Raw genomic sequence first — 19,696 nt, forward strand, 5'->3', positions numbered from 1 at the left:
TTCCGCAGCGGGGCGGCGCGGCGTAGCTTGAGGATCATGTTTGCCGCGTATGCCGCCCGCATGGACTCCCAGCAGCCGCTCACCGGACTCGAACTGGGCGAACGCCCCGAGCCGGACGTGCCGCCAGGCTGGACGACCGTTGACGTCAAGGCCGCCTCCCTCAACCACCACGACCTGTGGACGCTGCGCGGGGTAGGGCTCGGTGAGGAGGCGCTGCCCATGATCCTGGGCTGCGACGCCGCCGGGACCGACGCGGACGGCAACGAGGTCGTCGTCTACCCGGTGATCGGGCTGAGCGGCCACGGTGTGGGGCCCCGGGAGCCGCGCACCATCCTCACCGAGAAGTACCAGGGCACGTTCGCCGAGCGTGTGGCGGTGCCGCAGTGGAACGTGCTGCCCAAGCCGAAGGAGCTGTCCTTCGAGGAGGCCGCCTGCCTGTCCACCGCCTGGCTGACGGCGTACCGCATGCTGTTCACCAACGCCGGGGTGCGGCCCGGTGACAGCGTGCTCGTGCAGGGCGCGGGCGGCGGGGTGGCGACGGCCGCGATCGTACTCGGTGCCGCAGCGGGCTTGCGCGTGTTCGCCACCAGCCGGGACGAGGCCAAGCGCAAGCGCGCGCTGGAGCTGGGTGCCGAGGGCGCGTTCGAGCCCGGCGCCCGGCTGCCGCTGCGGGTGGACGCCGTGATCGAGACCGTGGGCGCCGCGACCTGGTCCCACTCGGTGAAGTCGCTCAAGCCGGGCGGTGCGCTCGTCATCTCCGGCGCGACCAGTGGACCCAACCCCCCTTCCGGGGAACTCAACCGCATCTTCTTCCTGGAGCTGAAGGTGATCGGCTCCACGATGGGCACCAAGGACGAGCTGACCGGTCTGCTCGACTTCTGCGCGGCCAAAGGGGTCCGCCCGGTCATCGACACCACCCTGCCGCTCGACCGGGCCCGCGAAGGCTTCGAGAAGATGGCCTCGGGCGACCTGTTCGGCAAGGTCGTCCTCACCGTCTGACCCGGGCCGGTGCCCGCTGAGGGGCGCCGTGGTGTGAGCTCCCACCCCGGTGCCGCTCCGGGCCGGCTCAGCGCGGCGGGCGCAGGACGACGCCGATGTGGGCGGCGGCCGTGGACAGGTGGCGGCGGATCTCCCTCAGCTGCTCGTGAGTGACGCCGTTGTCCCGGGCCGCGTCCCGTATGTCGTCGCGGAAGCGGTCTAGCAGACGTTCCATCGCGCGGGCCGGGTCGATCTCCTCGGGCTCCGGTTCGGTGGCCCATTCCGGCGCTGGTGGCTGGGCTGCACCGGAAGGGCGCGGCCCAGCCCCGGCCGCCGCATCCCGCTCGTGGTGCGCCCCGGCCTCGGTGTGGGGTGCGCGGGTCGGTTCGGGTCCGGCCGGGCTGGGGCGGCTGGTGAAGAAGGAGTGCGGCCAGGTGGTGGCCGAGACGCGTTCGCTCAGGCCGCTCATTTCCTTGGCCAGTTCCGCCATGCCCTCCCGCACGGCGCCCTGCCAGTCGCCCGCCTGGGCGTGGGCGGAGACCTGGTCCTGGACCTGGCGGGCGATCCGGCGTACCTCTTCCTGCGCGGCGTGCTGGGCCTCCTGCCGGGCCCGGCGGGCTTCCTCCTGCGCCGCCTGGCTCTCCCGCCGTGCCTTGCGGCTCTCCGCCTTGGCGCGGCGGGCCTGCTCCTTCCACTCCCGGTTGACCTCGCGCCACGAATCGGCGGCCTCGGCGCCGGGCGGGCCCGACTCCGGGCTGCGGGTGCGCTCGGCGGCTTCCCGCATCTCGTGCCGCAGATCACTCGCGGAGCCATGGACGTCCTCGCGGATCTCGGCGGCCAGGGCCGTCAGCGAGTCGTGGATCTCGCGTTCGAGATCCGTCAGCTCGCCCTGTCGGCCGGCCAGTTCGCCTCGGCCCCGCTCGGTAATCGAGTACACCTTGCGACCCCCTTCGGTGGTGTGGCTGACCAGCCCCTCGGCTTCCAGCTTCGCCAGCCGCGGGTACACGGTCCCGGCGGACGGGGCGTAGAGGCCCTGGAAGCGTTCCTCCAGCAGCCGGATGACCTCGTACCCGTGGCGGGGGGCCTCGGCGAGCAGCTTCAGCAGGTACAGGCGCAGGCGGCCGTGGGCGAAGACGGGAGGCATGTCAGGCGTCCTTCACGAGCAAGGGGGCTTCGGTGGCGGCCCCGGGCGAGCGGCGCAGCAGCGCGAGGCTGCCGGATACGGTCGTGGCCTTCAGCGTGCCCCGCCCGGCGCCGATGGTGCCGGAGACGCGCTTGGGGCCCCAGGGGCCGCCACTGAGCAGGTCGTCGAAGGCGCAGGAGAGGGAGCCGCTGTTGGTGTGGGCCTCGACCCGGGTGTCGGGGAGCTGGGGCAGGCGCACCGCGATGCCGCCCGAGACCGTGGTCAGGCACAGTTCGGTGCGGTTACCCGCGCCTTCCGGCACGTCCACCGTGAGGTCTCCGGAGACCGAGTCGGCCCGGAGCGGGGCGGCGCCGCCGTCGATGACCGTGAGGTCACCGGAGACGGAGTGGAAGGAGAGCGGCCCGCGCAGCCCCTGCGCCGCGACGCCGCCGGAGACGGAGTCGGCGCGCACGGAGCCGCCGAGCCCCACGAGCGTGGTCTCACCGGCGACGCCGCGTACTTCCGTCTCAGCCGTGGTGCCGGATACGACGGTGGCGGCGGCGACCGCCCCGACGCGGACCCGGGCCGACGCGGGCACGGCCAGCGTCAGATCGGCGCGGCGGCGCCAGCCCTTGCGGGTCAGCAGTTTGAGGAAGTCCTGCCAGGGGACGTCGTCGTAGGCGATGGTGAGCGTGCCGCCGGTGTGGGTGACGTGCAGCGGTGGGCCCTCGATGGCGGACAGTTCGAGATGGGCGCCGCTCATCTCCTTGCCGACGACGTTGACCGTGCCGCCGACGACGCGGATGTCCACCCGCTCGACCGGCTCGGTGAGGGTGAGGTGTTGTGGGGCGGCGATCCGCCACTCCGACGGGCTGGACACGGTGGCCTCCCTGGGCGCGGGTGTCGTGCTCTGATGTTCACACGATACATCGCGTCTGTGTCGCGTCAATCCCTCGCAGGGGTGAACGGGCCGCGAGAGGCCCTGACCGCCGTGCCCCCCGGGGCCGCTCGCAGTGCCCCGCCGGTGCTTATGCTGCCGGTGTGTACTTCACTGATCGTGGGATTGAGGAACTGGAGAACCGGCGTGGTGAGGAGGAGGTCACGCTCGGGTGGGTGGCCGAGCAGCTGCGGACGTTCGTCGATCTGAACCCGGACTTCGAGGTGCCCGTCGAGCGGCTGGCCACCTGGCTCGCGCGGCTCGACGACGAGGACGACGACTAGCACGAGCAGTACGAGCAGTACGAGCAGCACGAGCAGGACAAGCAGCACGAGCCATACGAGCAATACGGGCAGGCCCCCGGGCAGCGGCAGCGGCGAGCAGGCCGCCGGGCGCCGGGGCGCCAACGAGACCGGGCCGGTGCCTCCCTCCGGAAGGGAAGCACCGGCCCGGTCCGCGTCCCGGGGGCACCACGTGTCGCCCCCGCTACCGCCTCGCGTTACAGCTCGAAGACCTCGGCCACCAGCTCGGCCTGCTCCTGCGCGTGCCGCTTCGGCGAGCCGACCGCGGGGGAGGAGGAGGACGGGCGGGAGACCCGGCGCAGCCGGTCCGCGTTGTCGGGGGCCGCACCGATGATCAGGTCCAGGTGGTCCACCAGGTTGAGCGCGATGAACGGCCAGGCGCCCTGGTTGGCGGGCTCCTCCTGGGCCCAGACGTACTTCTGCGCCTTGGTGAAGGGCGCCAGCACGTCCTGGATCTCCTTGGCGGGCAGCGGGTAGAGCCGCTCGATGCGGATCAGGGCCGTGTCGTACGCGTCCCGCTTGCGCCGCTCGGCGTCGAGGTCGTAGTAGACCTTGCCGGAGCAGAAGACCACCTTGCGGATGTCGGTGGCCTCGACCTTCCCCGACTCCACGGCCGTGTCACCGATGACCGGACGGAACCCGCCGGTGGTGAACTCCTCCGTCTTCGAGGCCGCCGCCTTCAGCCGCAGCATCGACTTCGGGGTGAAGACGACCAGCGGCTTATGGTGCGGGTTGTGCACCTGCCAGCGCAGCAGGTGGAAGTAGTTCGACGGCAGGGTGGGCATGGCCACCGTCATGCTGTTCTGCGCGCACAGCTGGAGGAACCGCTCGATGCGGGCCGAGGAGTGGTCCGGGCCCTGGCCCTCGTAGCCGTGCGGCAGCAGCAGGACGACGCCGGAGGTCTGGTTCCACTTCTGCTCGGCGGAGGTGATGAACTCATCGACGATGGTCTGCGCGCCGTTGACGAAGTCACCGAACTGCGCCTCCCACATCACCAGCGCGTCCGGGCGGGCCAGCGAGTAGCCGTACTCGAAGCCCATCGCCGCGAACTCGCTCAGCAGCGAGTCGTAGACGTTGAACCGGGCCTGGTCCTCACCGAGGTAGAGCAGCGGTGTGAAGTCGTTGCCGGTGTTCTGGTCGATGAGCGCGGCGTGCCGCTGGCCGAAGGTGCCACGGCGCGAGTCCTGCCCGGCCAGCCGCACGGGCGTGCCCTCCAGCAGCAGCGAGCCGATGGCCAGCGTCTCGCCCATGCCCCAGTCGATCGTGCCCTCTTCGACCATCGTCGCCCGGCGCTGGAGCTGCGGCAGCAGGCGCGGGTGGACGGAGATCCGCTCGGGGATGGTGACCTGGGACTCGGCGATCCGCTTGACGACCTCCTGGCTGACGGCGGTCTCCAGCGCCACCGGGAACTCCGGCTTCGGCTCGCGCACCTCGGCCGGGCCCGGCGTCGCCGATGCCTCGCGGACCTCGGTGAACACCTTCTCCAGCTGCCCCTGGAAGTCCTGGAGCGCCTGCTCGGCCTCCTCCATGGTGATGTCGCCGCGCCCGATCAGCGACTCGGTGTAGAGCTTGCGCACCGAGCGCTTCTTGTCGATCAGGTTGTACATGCGCGGCTGGGTGAAGGACGGGTTGTCCGTCTCGTTGTGGCCCCGGCGGCGGTAGCAGACGAGGTCGATGACGACGTCCTTGTTGAACGCCTGCCGGAACTCGAACGCCAGCCGGCCGACGCGCACGACGGCCTCCGGGTCGTCGCCGTTGACGTGGAAGATCGGCGCCTCGATCATCCGCGCCACGTCGGTGCAGTACATCGACGAGCGGGCCGCCTCGGGCGCCGCCGTGAAGCCGACCTGGTTGTTGATGACGATGTGCACGGTGCCGCCGGTGCGGTAGCCGCGCAGCTGTGACATGTTCAGCGTCTCGGCGACGACGCCCTGGCCCGCGAAGGCCGCGTCGCCGTGCAGCTGGACGGGCAGGACGGTGAAGTCGGTGCCGCCCTTGCCGATGATGTCCTGCTTGGCGCGCACGACGCCCTCCACCACCGGGTCCACGGCCTCCAGGTGCGAGGGGTTCGCGGTGAGGGAGACGTTGATCTTCTCCCCGTCCAGGCCGGTGAACTCGCCCTCGGCCCCCAGATGGTACTTCACGTCGCCGGAGCCGTGCATCGACTTCGGGTCGAGGTTGCCCTCGAACTCACGGAAGATCTGCGCGTAGGACTTGCCGACGATGTTGGCCAGCACGTTGAGCCGGCCTCGGTGCGGCATGCCGATGACGACCTCGTCCAGCCGCGACTCGGCCGCCGAGTCGATCACCGCGTCCAGCAGCGGAATGACGGACTCGCCGCCCTCCAGCGAGAACCGCTTCTGCCCGACGTACTTGGTCTGCAGGAACGTCTCGAACGCTTCCGCCGCGTTCAGCCGGCGCAGGATGCGCAGCTGCTCCTCGCGCTCGGGCGTGGAGAACGGCCGCTCGACGCGGTCCTGAATCCACTTGCGCTGCTTGGGGTCCTGGATGTGCATGTACTCGATGCCGGTGGTACGGCAGTACGAGTCACGCAGCACGCCGAGGATGTCGCGCAGCTTGAGCATGGACTTGCCCGCGAAACCGCCGACGGCGAACTCGCGCTCCAGGTCCCACAGGGTCAGGCCGTGCGAGGCGATGTCCAGGTCCGGGTGCTTGCGCTGCTTGTACTCCAGCGGGTCGGTGTCGGCCATGACGTGGCCGCGCACCCGGTAGGAGTGGATGAGGTCGAAGACGCGGGCGGCCTTGGTGACCTCGTCGTCGTGGGAGACGTCGATGTCCTGGTTCCAGCGCACCGGCTCGTACGGGATGCGCAGGCTCTCGAAGACGTCGTCGTAGAAGCCGTTCTCGCCCAGCAGCAGCTGGTGCATGACGCGCAGGAACTCACCGGACGCCGCGCCCTGGATGACGCGGTGGTCGTAGGTGGAGGTCAGCGTCATCACCTTGGAGACGCCGAGCTTGTTCAGCGCGTCCTGGGAGGTGCCCTGGAACTCGGCCGGGTACTCCATGGCGCCGACGCCGACGATCACACCCTGGCCGGGCATCAGCCGTGGCACGGAGTGGACGGTGCCGATGCCGCCGGGGTTCGTCAGCGACGCGGTGACGCCGCTGAAGTCCTCCATCGTCAGCTTGCCCGAGCGGGCGCGGCGCACGATGTCCTCGTACGCCTGCCAGAACTCGAAGAAGGTCAGCGTCTCGGCCTTCTTGATGCCCGCGACGACCAGCTGCCGGTCGCCGTTCGGCTTCACCAGGTCGATCGCCAGGCCCAGGTTGACGTGCTCGGGCTTGACCAGCGTCGGCTTGCCGTCCTTCTCGGTGAACGCGTAGTTCATCGAGGGCATCGCCTTCAGCGCCTGCACCATGGCGTAGCCGATCAGGTGCGTGAAGGACACCTTGCCGCCACGGGCGCGCTTGAGGTGGTTGTTGATGACGATGCGGTTGTCGAACAGCAGCTTCACCGGCACCGCGCGCACGGACGTGGCCGTCGGCAGCTCCAGGGAGGCGTTCATGTTCTTCGCGACGGCCGCGCCCGGGCCGCGCAGGGTGACGTACTCCGGTCCGGCCTGCGGCTCCTGCGGTTCCGGGGCCTTCTTCGGCTGCTCCTTGGGCGTCGCCTGCGTCTTCGGCTTCGCGGGCGCCTGCTCCTTGGGTGCCGCCTGCTGCTTCGGCTGCGCCGGGGCCTGCTCGGGCTTCGCCTGCTCGGCGGGCTTCGCCTGCGCGGCGGGCTTCGCCTGCGCGGGCTGGGCGGCCGGAGCCTGCTGCGGCTGGGCCTGCTGGGCCTGCTGGGCCTGCGCGGCGGGCTGCGGCTGTGCGGCGGGCTCCCGCGGTGCCGACTTCGCGGGCGCCTGGGCGGGAGCCTCGCCAGCGGCGGAATCCGCCGCCCCGCTCGTCGTCTGGCCCGGCTTGTAGTCGGCGAAGAAATCCCACCAAGCCCGGTCTACTGAGTTCGGGTCCTGGAGGTACTGCTGGTAGATCTCGTCGACGAGCCACTCGTTGGGACCAAAACCGGTGACGGGGCTCTTCCCTTGCCCGTCCTGGTCGGTCGAGATGCTCGAGGTCTTCGGGGACTGTGACGACACGGCGGCAACCGCCCTCTTCCGCTTCACATGGTGGTGGACAGCGGAAATAAAGGCTACGCCCCCGAGGGCCTTCGGTGCAGTCCGCAGCCGGTGGTCGTCACGTACGTCACATCTGAACGGCGGTTTCAGAGCATGCCGGGCTGGGAAAGCTGCATGGTTCCGTGTGGTCCGGGTACGGCGGCCCGCGGCTGCGGCCACCGGATGCCACAGCCTTTCGAAGGCTTCACCGCTTCACACGGACTTCACGTGCCCGACGGTTCCCCGACGCCCTCGACCCTACGTCAAGCCGATATCCGGCCGAGCCCCGGGAGAGTGACGACCATCCGGCAGCCCCGCGCCGACTCGGCGACCCGGATGCTGCCCCCGTGCAGGTCCACCGCCCACCGCGCGATGGCCAGGCCGAGCCCCGTGCCGCCGTCCTGCTTGCCCTCCGACCCCGCGGCCCGGCCGAAGCGCTCGAACACCCGGTCCCGGTCGTGCTCCGGGATGCCCGGACCCTCGTCCTGCACCTCCAGCACCAGGCTCTCCGCCCGGCCGCCGGGCCGCGCCCGCACCGAGACCCGGCCGTGGGGCGGACTGTGCTTGACGGCGTTGTCGATCAGGTTGGCCACCACCTGGTGCAGCCGCTCGGTGTCGGCGTGCGCGCACAGCTCCGGTGGGGAGACGTCCAGGTGCAGGTGCACGTCGCCCCGGGCGTGCCCCTGGCCCTTGCTCATGTTGGCCTCCTTGAGCACGTTCGCCAGGTACGGCCAGACCTCGAAGCGACGGCTGCGCAGCGGCACCACCCCGTGGTCCAGCCGCGAGAGGTCCAGCAGCTGCTCCACCAGCCCGCCCAGCCGCTCGGTCTGCCGCAGCGCTGTCAGCATCGTCTCCGGGTCGGCCTGCGAGACGCCGTCCACCACGTTCTCCAGCACCGCGCGCAGCGCCGCGATCGGCGTCCGCAGCTCGTGCGAGACGTTCGCGATCAGCTCCTTGCGGTGCCGGTCGGCGGCCTCCAGGTCACCGGCCATGCGGTTGAACGTGCGGCCCAGCTCGCCCAGCTCGTCGCGGCGGTCGAAGGTCACGCGCCGCGCGTAGTCACCGCGGGTCATCGCGCGAGCGGCGTCCGTCATCTCGCCCAGCGGTGCGATCAGCCACTGGGCCACGAACTGGGTGATCAGCAGCGAGGCGATGACCGCGAGGATCGCGATGACGCGCATCTCGATGTCCACGTGGACGGCCACCAGGATCAGGAACGTGGTGAGCCCCACGGAGACGATCACCAGCGCCCCGAGCGCCGCCTTGACCGACCGGTAGGGGTCCACGTGCCGCAGTGCCGCCCAGCCCCGCGCCCACAGCCCCGGACGCCGCTCCCCGGGCATGCCGGGCTGGCCGGCCGCACCGGACTTGCCGGACGCCATCGGCTCAGGCGCCGTCGGCGGCCGGCGCGGGCGGCTCCAGCGCGTACCCCACGCCGTGCACCGTACGGATGCGCTCGGCGCCTATCTTGCGGCGCAGCGCCTTGATGTGGCTGTCTACCGTGCGGGTGCCCGAGGCATCTGACCAGTCCCACACCTCCGCGAGCAGCCGCTCGCGGGAGAGGACGGCACGCGGGGAGCTGGCCAGGCACACCAGCAGGTCGAACTCCGTGGGCGTCAGGTGGACGTCCTGGCCGCCCACGCGGACCCGGCGCTGCGCGTGGTCCACCTCCAGCTCCCCCAGCCGCAGCGCTCCCGACGGCGGCCCGGACGCCGCCAGCGTCGCCCGCTCCACCCGGCGCAGCAGGACATGGACCCGGGCGGCCAGCTCGCGCATGGAAAACGGCTTGGTCATGTAGTCGTCCGCGCCGACGCCGAGCCCGACCAGCAGGTCCGTCTCGTCGTCCCGCGCGGTCAGCATCAGCACCGGCACCGGCCGCCGGGCCTGCACCCGGCGGCACACCTCCAGCCCGTCGTAGCCCGGCAGCATGACGTCGAGCACCAGCAGCTCCGGTGCCCAGCTCTCCGCCAGCGTGACCGCTGCGGGGCCGTCGGCGGCGGTCTGCACGGCGAAGCCCTCCGCGCGCAGCCGGGCGGCGATCGCCTCGACGATCGTCGGGTCGTCCTCGACGACGAGGACGCGCCGCTGCGCTCCCGGGGTCGCGGCCGTTCCCGCGCCGCTGTGGCCCTGCGCCGTGCTGCTCTGGTCCATGTGGCTGCCCGCCCTGCTGTGCCGGTCGTCGGTGCTGTAGTGCCAGCGGTGTTGTGCCAGCAGGGTAAGGGGCGTTCGGGGCCGGGTCACCGGCGGTACCCGGAGCACTCGGGTGGCGTACTCTGACATGCCTTTACGGCCGGTTGACAGGTGTGGCCTCCACCACTGACATTGGCCCGTGGACCGGGGCGAGCGCCGGGGTGCGCGCCGGAGGACAGTGCGGTGCGCGCAGGAAGGAGCCGGCATGCGGACCACGGCACAGGCGACGGCGCGCGACCGGGTACCGGCGAACCGGTCAGGCGCGTTGCCCGACGGCGTGCTGGCCGACGACGCGCTGCCTGACGACGACGGTGCGGGGAGGGCCGGCGAGGACGGCCGGGCGGACGCGGCGGACACCGCGGCGGGCTCCCGCCCGCACGGTCGCGCCCGAGGTGGTCACGTTGACGGAGACGCTGGGCAGGCGCCGCCCGAGCCGCCGCACCGGCACCTCATCCGGCTGCTGCCCGATCCCAAGGGCACGCCGTTCACCTTCTGGTACCTGCTGCTGCTCATCACCACGACCGTGCTCACCGAGGTCGGTGACCCGGCCGCGGTCAGCCGGTGGCTGGCCGGCTCCAGCACGGACGTGGAGAACCTGGCCAGGGAGCCGCTGTTCGTCCTCGTCGCGAGCGCCCTGCTCTACAACGGGCCGCTGCTCGCGCCCGTGGCGTTCGGGTTCGTGTTCGCGCTGACGGCGCTGGAACGCCGCGTCGGCGGCTGGCGGACGGCAGCGGTGTTCATCGCCGGGCACGTGCTGGCCACGCTGGCGACGCAGCTGACGGTGGCGGCGGCGGTGGCGCTGGACCACCTGCCGCAGTCCTCCCTCACCCGGCTGGACTACGGCATCAGCTGCGGCGTGCTGGCCTGCGCCGGTGCCCTGGCGGGCGTGCTGCGGGTGGCGTGGGCGCGGTGGGTGCTCGTCGCGGTCGTCGGCACCAAGGTCGTCGCCGACCTGGTGACGCTCTCCGACCCGGTGACCGACTGGAGCCATCTGCTGGCCTTCCTCACCGGCATCGCGCTGTGGCCCGCCCTGCGGCGCTACCAGGCGCGGGGCTCAGCGGCGCACCCACACCCGCACACCCCCTGAACCTCCGGTGGAGAGTGGCGGGGCCGCCGACGTACGCCCCGTGCCCGGATCGTGTGGTCACGGGCCTCCCGCGTGCCCGCGTCCGGCCCGGCGGCGGGATACTGGGCGGCGACGCGAAGGGAAGGACGGTGTCACGGTGCACGACGAGGGCACGGCTCCCGAGGTGCTCGACCTCGAACGCGAACTCTCCGTGTTCCTGCGCCGGGCCCGTGCGTCCTCGGCCGAGTTCGCCCGCGCGGTGCACCCGGACCTGGAGCCCGCCGCTTACGGGATCATGCTGCGACTGGAGGAGACCGGCCCCCGCCGCGCCACCGAGCTGGCGTCCTACTTCGGCGTCGGCAAGGCCACGATGAGCCGCCAGTTGCGTGCGCTGGAGGCGCTTGGACTGCTGGCGCGCACCCCGGACCCGGCGGACGGACGCGCCTCGCTGGTCGCGCTGACGGAGGAGGGGCAGGCCCGGTTCGCCACGGTGCGCGGGGCCCGCCGGAAACGGTACGTGCGCAAGCTGGCCACCTGGGACCGGGCGGAGATCGCCGAGCTGGCACGCCTGCTGCACCGCTTCAACGCCCAGGCGGACCCGGGTGCGTAGGGCGGGTGACGGGGCGGAGCAGCCGTCAGGCCGCTGACGGTCAGCCCCAGGCCGGGCGCGTCAGAACTCCACCAGGGCGGCGGTCGCGTCGTCGTGTGGCTTGCCGCGCGGGTGGGCGGCGCCGTGCGGATCGGCGGCCTCGGCCGCGCGCACCTCGTCGATGACGGCGGCCGGGCCGCGCTCGCGCAGGGCCGTGGCCAGCGCCGTCCAGTCGCCGAGGCCGAAGACGTCGCTCCAGCGGGCCGCGCCGTCGGTGAGGGCCGCCAGCGTCCGCACCCGGGTGCGCGGGGTGACGCCGGTGACGGCCCGGTCCGCGACGGCCGGGTCGGCGGCGGCGGTGTGGAAGCCACCGGAGACGTTGCGCAGCGCCTCGATCCGCGCGGCCCGCTCGGCCGCCGTGGCCAGGCCGCGCACCGTGGGGCGCAGGAGGTCCAGCCGGTCGTCCAGGATGGGGGTGACCTCGCCGGATGCGGACTCCACGAGCAGCACCGAGTCGGACAGCACGAGGTGTTCGACCACGTTTTCGTCCCAGCGGACCACGATCACGGTTGCCTGTGGAGTGCGAGCGTGAGAAAGATCACAGGTTGAGGCGTGCTCGGCGGCGGTAAGAGTGATGGCTTCCCTGAGGCACCGCGCCAGGGGCATATCCCGCCGCGAACCGGACAGTTCCAGCAGTGAGGTGCCCAGCTGGGTGGTGTACCAGGGCACGTCGTGCACACACCCGTAGCCGCCGGGGGGCGGGGTGACGCCGTCCAGCAGCACCAGGGCACCGCCCCGCCCGGAGGCGGGCAGAACCGCGGAAACGTAGTCCTCGTTGGCGACTTCGGCGGCCCCGGGCCGGGTGACCATCTCCACACGCATGACGAGCAGTCTGCCGAATCAGCACTGGCGGGCCGTCAAGAACCCGCCCCCGCGTGCCGCTTCCGGTCCATACCAGAGGCTGACGCCCGTGTTTGACCCGGAATCAGTCCTTCCGTGAAGCTGCGGGCGCGCATCCTGCCACGCGGCACCCGGGGTGTCCAAGGCCCGTCCGCATCGCCCAGTGGGCCTGCCACATACCGGAGTTGTTGGCCCGCTCCGGAGTGAGGTTCACTTTTTCGGGTGGCCGGCCACGGTAAGGCCGCCCGCTCCCACCGGCCCTTGCCAGGGTCGGATGCCGTCAGGTGGCGCGGGCCCACGCCCTCAGCCGCACGTAGGAGTCGCCGACCGGGATGTCCCCCGGCGTGGCGGAAGGAGAAGGCGAGCACGGGTGGGGAAGCAGCGACGTCGAGGCATCCGCCGACACCAGGAGGCCGACACCACCGGCCCGCAGGACGCACTGGTCCCGCGGGGGCGGCGCACCCGCGTGCGCAACCGGCTGCTCGGCTCCGTCGCCCTGTGCGCCCTCGCGGTCCTGGCCGCCGGGGCGCCCAGCGTCGTCACCGGCACCGCGCACGTGGCCGAGTCACAGGAGCTGGTGGACCAGGCGGAGACCTCCCGTCGCGCGGTCTCCCTGGCGCACGCCCTCGCCGACGAGCGTGACGCCGCCGTCCGCGCCGTCGCCGAACGTGGCGCCGAAACCGTCCCCGACGCACCCGGCACCGGTGCCCCCGGCGACGGCGTACCGCCGGAGAGCGGCGCCCCCGGTACCGGTGCCCTAGGCACCGGCACACCGCCCGGCACCGGCGTACCGGGCGCGGGTACCCCCGGTGCTGGAGCCCAGGGCGTCGCCCACATCACTCCGGAGTCTGGCGCGCGGCACGCTGCCGCGACCGGCCCCGCCACCGTTCCCGCCGCAGGACACGCGGACACCCCGGACAGCGGTGACCAGGCCCGCGTGGACCGCAAGGCCGCCGAGCTGCGCCCCGAGCTGCCCGCCGCCGTCCGGCAGCTGCTCGACCGGCTGCCCGAGCTGCGCCAGCAGGCCGAGGCGGCCGAGGGCAGCGCCAAGGAAGCGCAGTCCGTGTACTCGGGCTACACCGATGTCGTGCAGGCCCTGGGCAGCCTTTCCGAGTCCCTCGCCCGCGAGTTGCCCGCCCGCTCGGCCGAGACCTCGGGCCCGGCCCTTCCCGAACCCGCCGGGGAGCAGGCACCTGAGCCGGAGGACGCCGAGACCGCCGCCCGCGTGGGCGCCGCTGGCACCGCCGACGCCCTGCCCTACCTCGGCCGCGCCGTCGAGCACGCCTCGGCCGCCCGTGGCCTGCTGCTCGGAGTGCTCGCCGCCGGGGACGGCGACTCCCGGCTCGTGGCGGCCGCCCAGCTCGCCCGCGCCCGGGAACAGGCCGCGCTCGCCGACTTCGACCGGATCGCCCCCGACACCGCCCGCGATGCCTACACCACCACCGTCAACGGCACCGAGGTCACCACCGCCGAGAGCTACCTGGACCGCCTCACCGGCCAGCCGGGCCTCACCGACGAGGAGCTGACGGCGAGCCAGGAGGAGGCCGAGGCCGCCCTCACCGCGCGCATCGACCGGATGCGCGGCGTTCAGCTGTCGCTGGCCGGGGCCGAGCTGGCCCGCCTCGAACAGCTCCGCGACGACGACGTCACCGCGCTCCAGCTCCGCATCGCCCTGCTCGGCGGCGCGGTGCTCCTCGCGGCAGCCGCCGGCGTCAGCGTCGCCCGCTCCCTGGCGCGGCCGCTGGCCGCCGTGCGGCGCGGGACCGAACGCGTCGCCGCCGACCCGATCGCCGAGCGGCCGGTGCGGTTCACCGGCCGCAACGACGAGTTCGCCGACGTCGTCCGCGCCGTCAACGCGCTGCACACGACGGCGGTCCGCCTGGGGGAGCGGGCCCGGCGGGCCGAGGCGGAGGCGGCGGAGCACGCCGAGCACGCCGAGCGCAAGGCCGCGCGCGAGCGGCTGGCCGCCGAGTGCGAGCGGCTGCGCGCCGAGCGGGACGGGCTGCGCGAGCAGCTGGACAGCCAGCAGGACGCGACGCCGCACCACACCTTCGTGCGGCTGGCCCTGCGCGGTGTCTCCCTGGTGGAGCGCCAGCTCGCGCTCATCGAGTCGATGGAGGAGAAGGAGTCCGAACCCGAGCGCCTGGCCACCCTCTTCACGCTCGACCACCTGGCCACCCGGATGCGCCGGCACGGCGAGAATCTGCTCCTGCTGGCGGGCTGTGAGCACACCGGCGGCCATCAGCCGCAGCCCGTGCCGCTGCTGGACGTGCTGCGGGCGGCGATCAGCGAGATCGAACGCTACGAGCGGGTGCGGCTCACCTCACTGCCCCCGCACGCCCAGCTCTCCGGGCACGCCGCCGACGACGTCAGCCACCTGGTCGCCGAGCTCCTGGAGAACGCCACCGCCTTCTCCCCGCCCGACGCCGAGGTCGAGCTGTCCGGCTGGCTGCTGGAGAACGGTGAGGTCATGCTCACCGTCCAGGACGAGGGCATCGGCGTCGCCGCCGACCGGCTGGCCGCGCTCAACGAGCGGCTGGGTGAGCCCGGGGACCTGCGGCCACCCGACGCCGACGGCGCCCCCGACGAGCTGGGCCTGGGCCTGTACGTCGTCGCCCGGCTCGCCGCGCGGCACGGCATCCGGGTGCAGCTGCGCGCGCACCGGCGCGGCGGCGTCGCCGCCGTCGCGGTGCTGCCGCGTGCCCTGCTGCCCGACCGGCCCGCGCCGGGCGCCCTGGCCGCCCCCGGGGACGTGCCTGGGGGCTCCGTGCCCCACCTGCCCGGCTCGGTCGCGGAGGCCAACTCCAACACCCTGCCGACCCGGCCCCACCGTGCCGTGAGGCCCGGCCGGGACGCCGCCGACCTGCCGCCCACGGGCGCCCCGGACACCGGCCCGCAAACCGGCGCGGGCGCCGGTACCGGCGAACCCGCTGAGCACGCCCGGGCGGAGGCGGGGACGTCCCCCGGGAACGGGAACGCCCAGATCCGCCCCGCGCCGGACGACACTGCCCCGGACACCGCCCCGCAGCCCGCGCCGGACGCGACGGCGCCCGTCCCCGAGGCGCGGGCCGAACAGCGTGCCGAGGCCGCCACGGCACCCGCGTCCGGCGGCGGCCCCGCCGCGCCCGCGCCGCAGGGCGCGCGGCGCTACACCGACAAGGGGCTGCCCAAGCGCACCCCGCACCTGACTGACCTCGCCCCGCAGCAGGCCGCGCGACGGCCCGCGTCCCGGGGCGCAGCGAACGCCGAGGAGCTGCGCGAGCGGCTCGGCGGCTTTCAGCGTGGCGCCCGCGAGGGCCTGCGCGCAGCGGCGCAGGCCCTGACGGACGCCGCGAACGAAGACCGAGCGGGGGCGGACGAATTGGCTGGCACCGAGGAGGCACGTCCTTGAACGCGTCCACCACCGCGCACCCACGCAGCAGCGAAGCGGACAACCTGCGCTGGTTGTTGGCCAACCTGGTCGAGGAGGTGTCCGGCATCCGCTCGGTGGCCGTGGTCTCCTCCGACGGGCTGCTGTTGCTGTCCTCCGACCCCGCGCAGACCGGGGAGCGGCAGGGCACCCCCACCGGGCCCAAGGGCTCCAGCGCCGATCTGGCGACCATCGTCTCCGGCCTGGGCTCGCTCACCCTGGGCGCCGCGAAGCTCATGGACGGCGGCCAGGTCACCCAGACGATGGTGGCCATGGACGAGGGCAGCCTGTTCGTGATGTCCATCAGCGACGGCTCGCTGCTGGGTGTGCACGCCAGCCCCGACTGTGACATGAACATCATCGGCTATCACATGGCCCTGTTCGTCGGCCGCGCCGGGCACGTCCTGACGCCCGAACTCCGCCACGAGCTACGCACGTCGATGGAGCGGGACCGGTGATCCCCCACACTCCGCTGCCCACGCGCGCCGACGGCAGCCGCAAGCCCGCCCGCGTCCGCCCGTACTCGCTGACCGGCGGTCGCACCCGCTTCGGCCACGTGCTGCTGGTGGAGACGTTCGTCGCCGCGATCGAGGCGCCCGAGCAGCTGGGCGAACTGCCGCCGCTGAGCCGGGCCGGACTGCGCGACCGGGTGCTGCCCGAGACGCAGGCGATCGTCGAGCTGTGCCGCCGCATGCGCACCGTGGCCGAGATCGCCGCCCTGCTGCGGATGCCGCTCGGCGTGGTCCGGGTCCTGCTCAGCGACCTCGCCGACCAGGGCCGCGTCCGTATCTACGGCACCGGGCGCCAGACGGCGGGACGCCCCGACCGCGCACTACTGGAAAGGGTTCTGGGTGGACTTCGCCGGCTCTGACACCGCCACACCCACGCACGAGGGCACCACCACCACGGACGCGCCCACGGCCCGCCCCGAGGCGATGGCCGCTCCCGCACCCGCCGGGTCTGGCGCCGGTGCCGTCCCGGTGCCCGATGAGGCCGTGCCCGATGAGGTCGTGCACGACTGGCAGCGCGACACCACCCGCGCGCCCATCGCCACGAAGATCGTCATCGCGGGCGGTTTCGGCGTCGGCAAGACGACGTTCGTCGGCTGCGTCTCGGAGATCGAACCCCTCACCACCGAAGCGGTGATGACGCGGGCCAGCGAGGACACCGACGACCTCGCCGCCACCCCGGAGAAGACGACGACCACCGTCGCCATGGACTTCGGCCGCGTCACGCTCGACGCCGACCTGGTGCTGTACCTCTTCGGCACCCCGGGCCAGCAGCGGTTCTGGTTCATGTGGGACGACCTGGTGCGCGGTGCGATCGGCGCGATCGTCATGGCCGACACCCGGCGGCTGGAGGACTGCTTCCCGGCACTCGACTACTTCGAGAGCTGCGGTCTGCCCTACGTCGTGGCCGTCAACCACTTCGAGGGCACCGCGCGCTTCGAGGCGGCCGACGTACGGGACGCGCTCTCCGTCCCTGACCACGTCCCGGTGGTCATCATGGACGCGCGGGAGCAGCCCAGCGTCGTCGGCTCGCTGCTGGCCCTCGTCAGCCACGCGGTGGACCTCACCCCCGCCTGACGAACCCCTGCCCGCCGCACCCCCAGGCGGCGTCGCGTTTCGAGGAGAAGGACGACATGCGCAAGATACTCATCGTGGGAGCCGGTCAGTCCGGCCTTCAGCTCGCCCTCGGCCTCCAGGCGGAGGGCTACGACGTCACCGTGATGTCCAACCGCACGGCTGACGAGATCCGCGGCGGGCGGGTGATGTCCACCCAGTGCATGTTCGACCAGGCGCTCCAGCACGAGCGGGACATCCAGGCCAACTTCTGGGAGAGCCAGGCCCCGCGGATCGAGGGACTGGGCGTCTCCGTCGCCGCGCCCGACGGCTCCCGGGCCGTCGACTGGCTCGGCACGCTCGACGGCTACGCCCAGTCGGTCGATCAGCGGCTGAAGATGGCCGGGTGGCTGGAGACCTTCGCCCAGCGCGGCGGCCAGCTCGTCATCCACGGCGCCGCCGTCTCCGACCTGGACTACTTCGCCCGCACCTACGACCTTGTGCTGGTCTCGGCCGGGAAGGGCGAACTGGTCTCGATGTTCGGCCGCGACGCCGAACGCTCACCGTACGACACTCCGCAGCGCGCCCTGGCCGTCTCCTACGTGCACGGGCTCGGGCCGCGCCCGGAACACCCGGACACCGAAGCCGTGCGCTGCAACCTCGTCCCCGGCGTCGGCGAACTGTTCGTCATGCCGTGCCTGACGACGTCCGGGCGCTGCGACATCCTCTTCTGGGAGGGCCTGCCCGGCGGCCCGCTCGACGTGTTCCAGGGCGTGCGCGACCCGCAGAAGCACCTGGCCACCACGCTGGAGCTGATGGAGAGGTTCACGCCCTGGGAGTACGCCCGGGCCACCAACGTCGAGCTGACGGACGCGGGCGCCACGCTCGCGGGACGCTACGCGCCCACCGTCCGCCACCCCGTCGGCCGGCTGCCCGGCGGCGGCGCGGTGCTCGGCGTGGCCGACGTCGTCGTCGCCAACGACCCAATCACCGGGCAGGGTTCGAACTCGGCGTCCAAGTGCGCCGCCGCCTACCTCGCCTCGATCGTCGAGCGCGGGGACCAGCCGTTTGACGAGGCGTGGATGCGGGCCACGTTCGAGCGCTACTGGGACACGGCCCAGCACGTCACCCGGTGGACCAATGCCATGCTGGCCCCGCCCCCCGAGCACGTGCTGAACCTCATCGGCGCGGCCGGTTCCCTCCAGCCGGTCGCCGACCGCATCGCGAACGGGTTCAACGACCCCGCCGACTTCCAGCACTTCTTCTTCGACCCGGCCAAGGCGGACGCCTACCTCGCGTCCGTCAGCGGCGCGTAACCCCGGCGCTGACGGCTTCCACTGGGGCGCAGAGGCGCGCGTGAGCGGCCGGACCGGAACCGGACCGGGCTAACCGGCGGGCGGCAGTGCCGGCGGGGTGTACCGGGGCAGCGGTCGCGCTGCCGGGTCCGGCCGGACCGCGCCCGCCACCGGACCCGGCCCGGCCAGCGGTGCCACCACAATCCGCTCGCCGGGCCGGGGCGCGTGCACCACCCGGCCCTCGCCGACGTACAGCGCCACGTGCGTCGCGTCCTTGAAGTACACCACCAGGTCACCGGGCCGCAGGTCGTCCAGCTCGACGCGGGGCAGCCGCCGCCACTGCTCCTGACTGGTGCGCGGAACCCCCGTCCCCGCCTCGCCCCATGCCTGGGAGGTGAGCCCGGAGCAGTCAAAGGCGTCGGGTCCCTCCGCGCCCCACTGGTACGGCTTGCCGAGCTGCGCGGCGGCGAACCGCACCGCCTGGGCACCGGCCGCGGACGGGGTGCGCGCCGCCGCGTCCGCCCCGGTGAGGCGGACGTCGGACAGCAGCGTGCGCTGGGCCTCGCGCGCCTGTTCGCGCTCCAGTTCGCGGACGGCCGCCAGCTGGGCGTCGCTCAGTGAGGCCAGCAGTTCGGCCACCGCGTCCAGCCGCTCGCGCACGGTGTCGCGCCGCTCGGCCCGCGTCCGGGCCAGCTCCTCGCGCCGCCGCAGCGCCTCCTCGGCCTGCTCCGCCGTCCGGTCCAGCCTGCGCGCGCCCCCGGCCACGCGCTGAACGGTCCGTGCCTGCTCCTGTGCCGCCTGGTTCAGCAGGTGGCTGCGGCTGAACGCTTCTTGCGGGTCGCGGCTGAGCAGCAGCCGCAGGTACGGGGGCAGGCCCGAGCCGCCGCCGCGGTACTGCTCGCGGGCGAGCCGCCCGGCCGTGGCCCGCTCCTGGGAGAGTTCGGTCCGCGCGGTCGCCAGCCGGCTGTGCAGCCGCCGCACGTGCGCACGCTGCTCGCGCAGCGCCTCGTCGGCGGCGTTGTACTGCTCCGTGGCCGAGGACACCGCGCGGTAGACGCCGCGCAGCTCGGTCAGCAGCTCACTGACGGGCCGACGCCGGGGGCCGTCCGGCGCCGCGTCGTCGGCGGGCCCGGGTGGCGCGGCAGACGACCGGGCCTCGGGCGGTGGGGCAGGCGCGGCGGGCGAGGCAGGCGCGGCGGGCGCGGACGGCGCGCCGGACACGGCCGGGGC

At 73.2% G+C, this 19,696-nt stretch carries 16 protein-coding genes; 9 read left to right on the forward strand and 7 right to left on the reverse strand.

Features of this window, described 5'->3' with window-relative positions:
- Positions 1–36 precede the first annotated feature (36 nt).
- Positions 37–999: a zinc-binding dehydrogenase gene (locus JJV70_RS13215; RefSeq protein ID WP_219048062.1), complete on the forward strand. Its 963-nt coding sequence runs from the start codon at positions 37–39 to the stop codon at positions 997–999.
- A gap of 67 nt (positions 1,000–1,066) precedes the next feature.
- On the opposite strand, the gene JJV70_RS13220 is transcribed toward JJV70_RS13215, so the two are convergent.
- Together JJV70_RS13220 and JJV70_RS13225 are read right to left on the reverse strand one after the other, a co-directional pair.
- Positions 1,067–2,122: a PadR family transcriptional regulator gene (locus JJV70_RS13220; RefSeq protein WP_219048063.1), complete on the reverse strand. Its 1,056-nt coding sequence runs from the start codon at positions 2,120–2,122 to the stop codon at positions 1,067–1,069.
- Between the two features lies 1 nt (position 2,123).
- Entirely contained in the window at positions 2,124–2,981 is an 858-nt protein-coding gene (locus tag JJV70_RS13225; RefSeq protein ID WP_308294806.1) for a DUF4097 family beta strand repeat-containing protein, read from the reverse strand.
- Between the two features lie 161 nt (positions 2,982–3,142).
- Between JJV70_RS13225 and JJV70_RS13230 the strand changes: the two genes are divergently transcribed.
- Complete coding sequence (locus JJV70_RS13230; RefSeq protein WP_219048064.1) at positions 3,143–3,322, forward strand: DUF6104 family protein; 180 nt, start codon at positions 3,143–3,145, stop codon at positions 3,320–3,322.
- A gap of 215 nt (positions 3,323–3,537) precedes the next feature.
- Here JJV70_RS13230 and JJV70_RS13235 read toward each other — a convergent pair whose 3' ends face one another.
- The 3 genes from JJV70_RS13235 to JJV70_RS13245 all read right to left on the reverse strand — a co-directional run bounded on the left by JJV70_RS13235 (position 3,538) and on the right by JJV70_RS13245 (position 9,606).
- Positions 3,538–7,437, reverse strand: coding sequence for a multifunctional oxoglutarate decarboxylase/oxoglutarate dehydrogenase thiamine pyrophosphate-binding subunit/dihydrolipoyllysine-residue succinyltransferase subunit (locus JJV70_RS13235; RefSeq protein WP_219048065.1), 3,900 nt, complete (start codon positions 7,435–7,437; stop codon positions 3,538–3,540).
- 281 nt (positions 7,438–7,718) lie between these two features.
- Positions 7,719–8,798, reverse strand: a complete 1,080-nt coding sequence (locus JJV70_RS13240) for a cell wall metabolism sensor histidine kinase WalK (RefSeq protein ID WP_257573902.1) — start codon at positions 8,796–8,798, stop codon at positions 7,719–7,721.
- 43 nt (positions 8,799–8,841) lie between these two features.
- The gene (locus tag JJV70_RS13245; protein WP_219048091.1) at positions 8,842–9,606 is read right to left on the reverse strand and encodes a response regulator transcription factor; all 765 of its coding nucleotides are present in this window, start codon (positions 9,604–9,606) and stop codon (positions 8,842–8,844) included.
- A 244-nt stretch (positions 9,607–9,850) separates the two neighbouring features.
- Here JJV70_RS13245 and JJV70_RS13250 point away from each other — a divergent pair, with 244 nt between their 5' ends.
- Complete coding sequence (locus tag JJV70_RS13250; RefSeq protein ID WP_257573855.1) at positions 9,851–10,732, forward strand: rhomboid-like protein; 882 nt, start codon at positions 9,851–9,853, stop codon at positions 10,730–10,732.
- Positions 10,733–10,868: 136 nt separating this feature from the next.
- Positions 10,869–11,321, forward strand: coding sequence for a MarR family transcriptional regulator (locus JJV70_RS13255; RefSeq protein WP_219048067.1), 453 nt, complete (start codon positions 10,869–10,871; stop codon positions 11,319–11,321).
- A gap of 60 nt (positions 11,322–11,381) precedes the next feature.
- Here the strand turns inward: JJV70_RS13255 and JJV70_RS13260 are convergent, their stop codons facing one another.
- Entirely contained in the window at positions 11,382–12,182 is an 801-nt protein-coding gene (locus JJV70_RS13260) for a hypothetical protein (protein ID WP_219048068.1), read from the reverse strand.
- A gap of 388 nt (positions 12,183–12,570) precedes the next feature.
- On the opposite strand from JJV70_RS13260, the gene JJV70_RS13265 reads away from it, so the two are divergent.
- From JJV70_RS13265 to JJV70_RS13285, 5 genes are read left to right on the forward strand one after another with little or no spacing between them, the layout of a single operon-like run.
- Positions 12,571–15,591, forward strand: coding sequence for a nitrate- and nitrite sensing domain-containing protein (locus JJV70_RS13265; protein WP_219048069.1), 3,021 nt, complete (start codon positions 12,571–12,573; stop codon positions 15,589–15,591).
- Positions 15,588–16,067, forward strand: a complete 480-nt coding sequence (locus JJV70_RS13270) for a roadblock/LC7 domain-containing protein (protein ID WP_219048070.1) — start codon at positions 15,588–15,590, stop codon at positions 16,065–16,067. The genes JJV70_RS13265 and JJV70_RS13270 overlap by 4 nt, the downstream gene beginning before the upstream one ends.
- Positions 16,064–16,480 carry a DUF742 domain-containing protein gene (locus JJV70_RS13275; RefSeq protein ID WP_219048071.1) on the forward strand — a complete coding sequence of 139 codons (417 nt, stop codon included), beginning with the start codon at positions 16,064–16,066 and terminating at the stop codon, positions 16,478–16,480. Before JJV70_RS13270 ends, JJV70_RS13275 begins: the two co-directional genes overlap by 4 nt.
- On the forward strand, positions 16,461–17,195 hold the full coding sequence (locus tag JJV70_RS13280) for an ATP/GTP-binding protein (RefSeq protein ID WP_374227293.1): 735 nt from the start codon (positions 16,461–16,463) through the stop codon (positions 17,193–17,195). Before JJV70_RS13275 ends, JJV70_RS13280 begins: the two co-directional genes overlap by 20 nt.
- 56 nt (positions 17,196–17,251) lie before the next feature.
- A complete protein-coding gene (locus JJV70_RS13285; RefSeq protein WP_219048072.1) occupies positions 17,252–18,487 on the forward strand; it encodes a styrene monooxygenase/indole monooxygenase family protein in 1,236 nt (411 codons plus the stop codon).
- Between the two features lie 69 nt (positions 18,488–18,556).
- Here the strand turns inward: JJV70_RS13285 and JJV70_RS13290 are convergent.
- Positions 18,557–19,696: C40 family peptidase (locus JJV70_RS13290; RefSeq protein WP_257573857.1), on the reverse strand; the 1,140-nt coding region annotated here is incomplete at its 5' end.

The sequence above is a fragment of the Streptomyces sp. JJ66 genome, assembly GCF_019303495.1.
Taxonomy (GTDB): Bacteria; Actinomycetota; Actinomycetes; order Streptomycetales; family Streptomycetaceae; genus Streptomyces.

Excerpts from the sequence above, each read along its gene's own strand:
- JJV70_RS13285 (WP_219048072.1), top strand. The coding sequence starts at position 17,252 with ATGCGCAAGATACTCATCGTGGGAGCCGGTCAGTCCGGCCTTCAGCTC.
- JJV70_RS13215 (WP_219048062.1), top strand. The coding sequence starts at position 37 with ATGTTTGCCGCGTATGCCGCCCGCATGGACTCCCAGCAGCCGCTCACC.
- JJV70_RS13240 (WP_257573902.1), bottom strand. The coding sequence starts at position 8,798 with ATGCCCGGGGAGCGGCGTCCGGGGCTGTGGGCGCGGGGCTGGGCGGCA.
- JJV70_RS13250 (WP_257573855.1), top strand. The coding sequence starts at position 9,851 with ATGCGGACCACGGCACAGGCGACGGCGCGCGACCGGGTACCGGCGAAC.
- JJV70_RS13220 (WP_219048063.1), bottom strand. The coding sequence starts at position 2,122 with ATGCCTCCCGTCTTCGCCCACGGCCGCCTGCGCCTGTACCTGCTGAAG.
- JJV70_RS13260 (WP_219048068.1), bottom strand. The coding sequence starts at position 12,182 with ATGCGTGTGGAGATGGTCACCCGGCCCGGGGCCGCCGAAGTCGCCAAC.
- JJV70_RS13245 (WP_219048091.1), bottom strand. The coding sequence starts at position 9,606 with ATGGACCAGAGCAGCACGGCGCAGGGCCACAGCGGCGCGGGAACGGCC.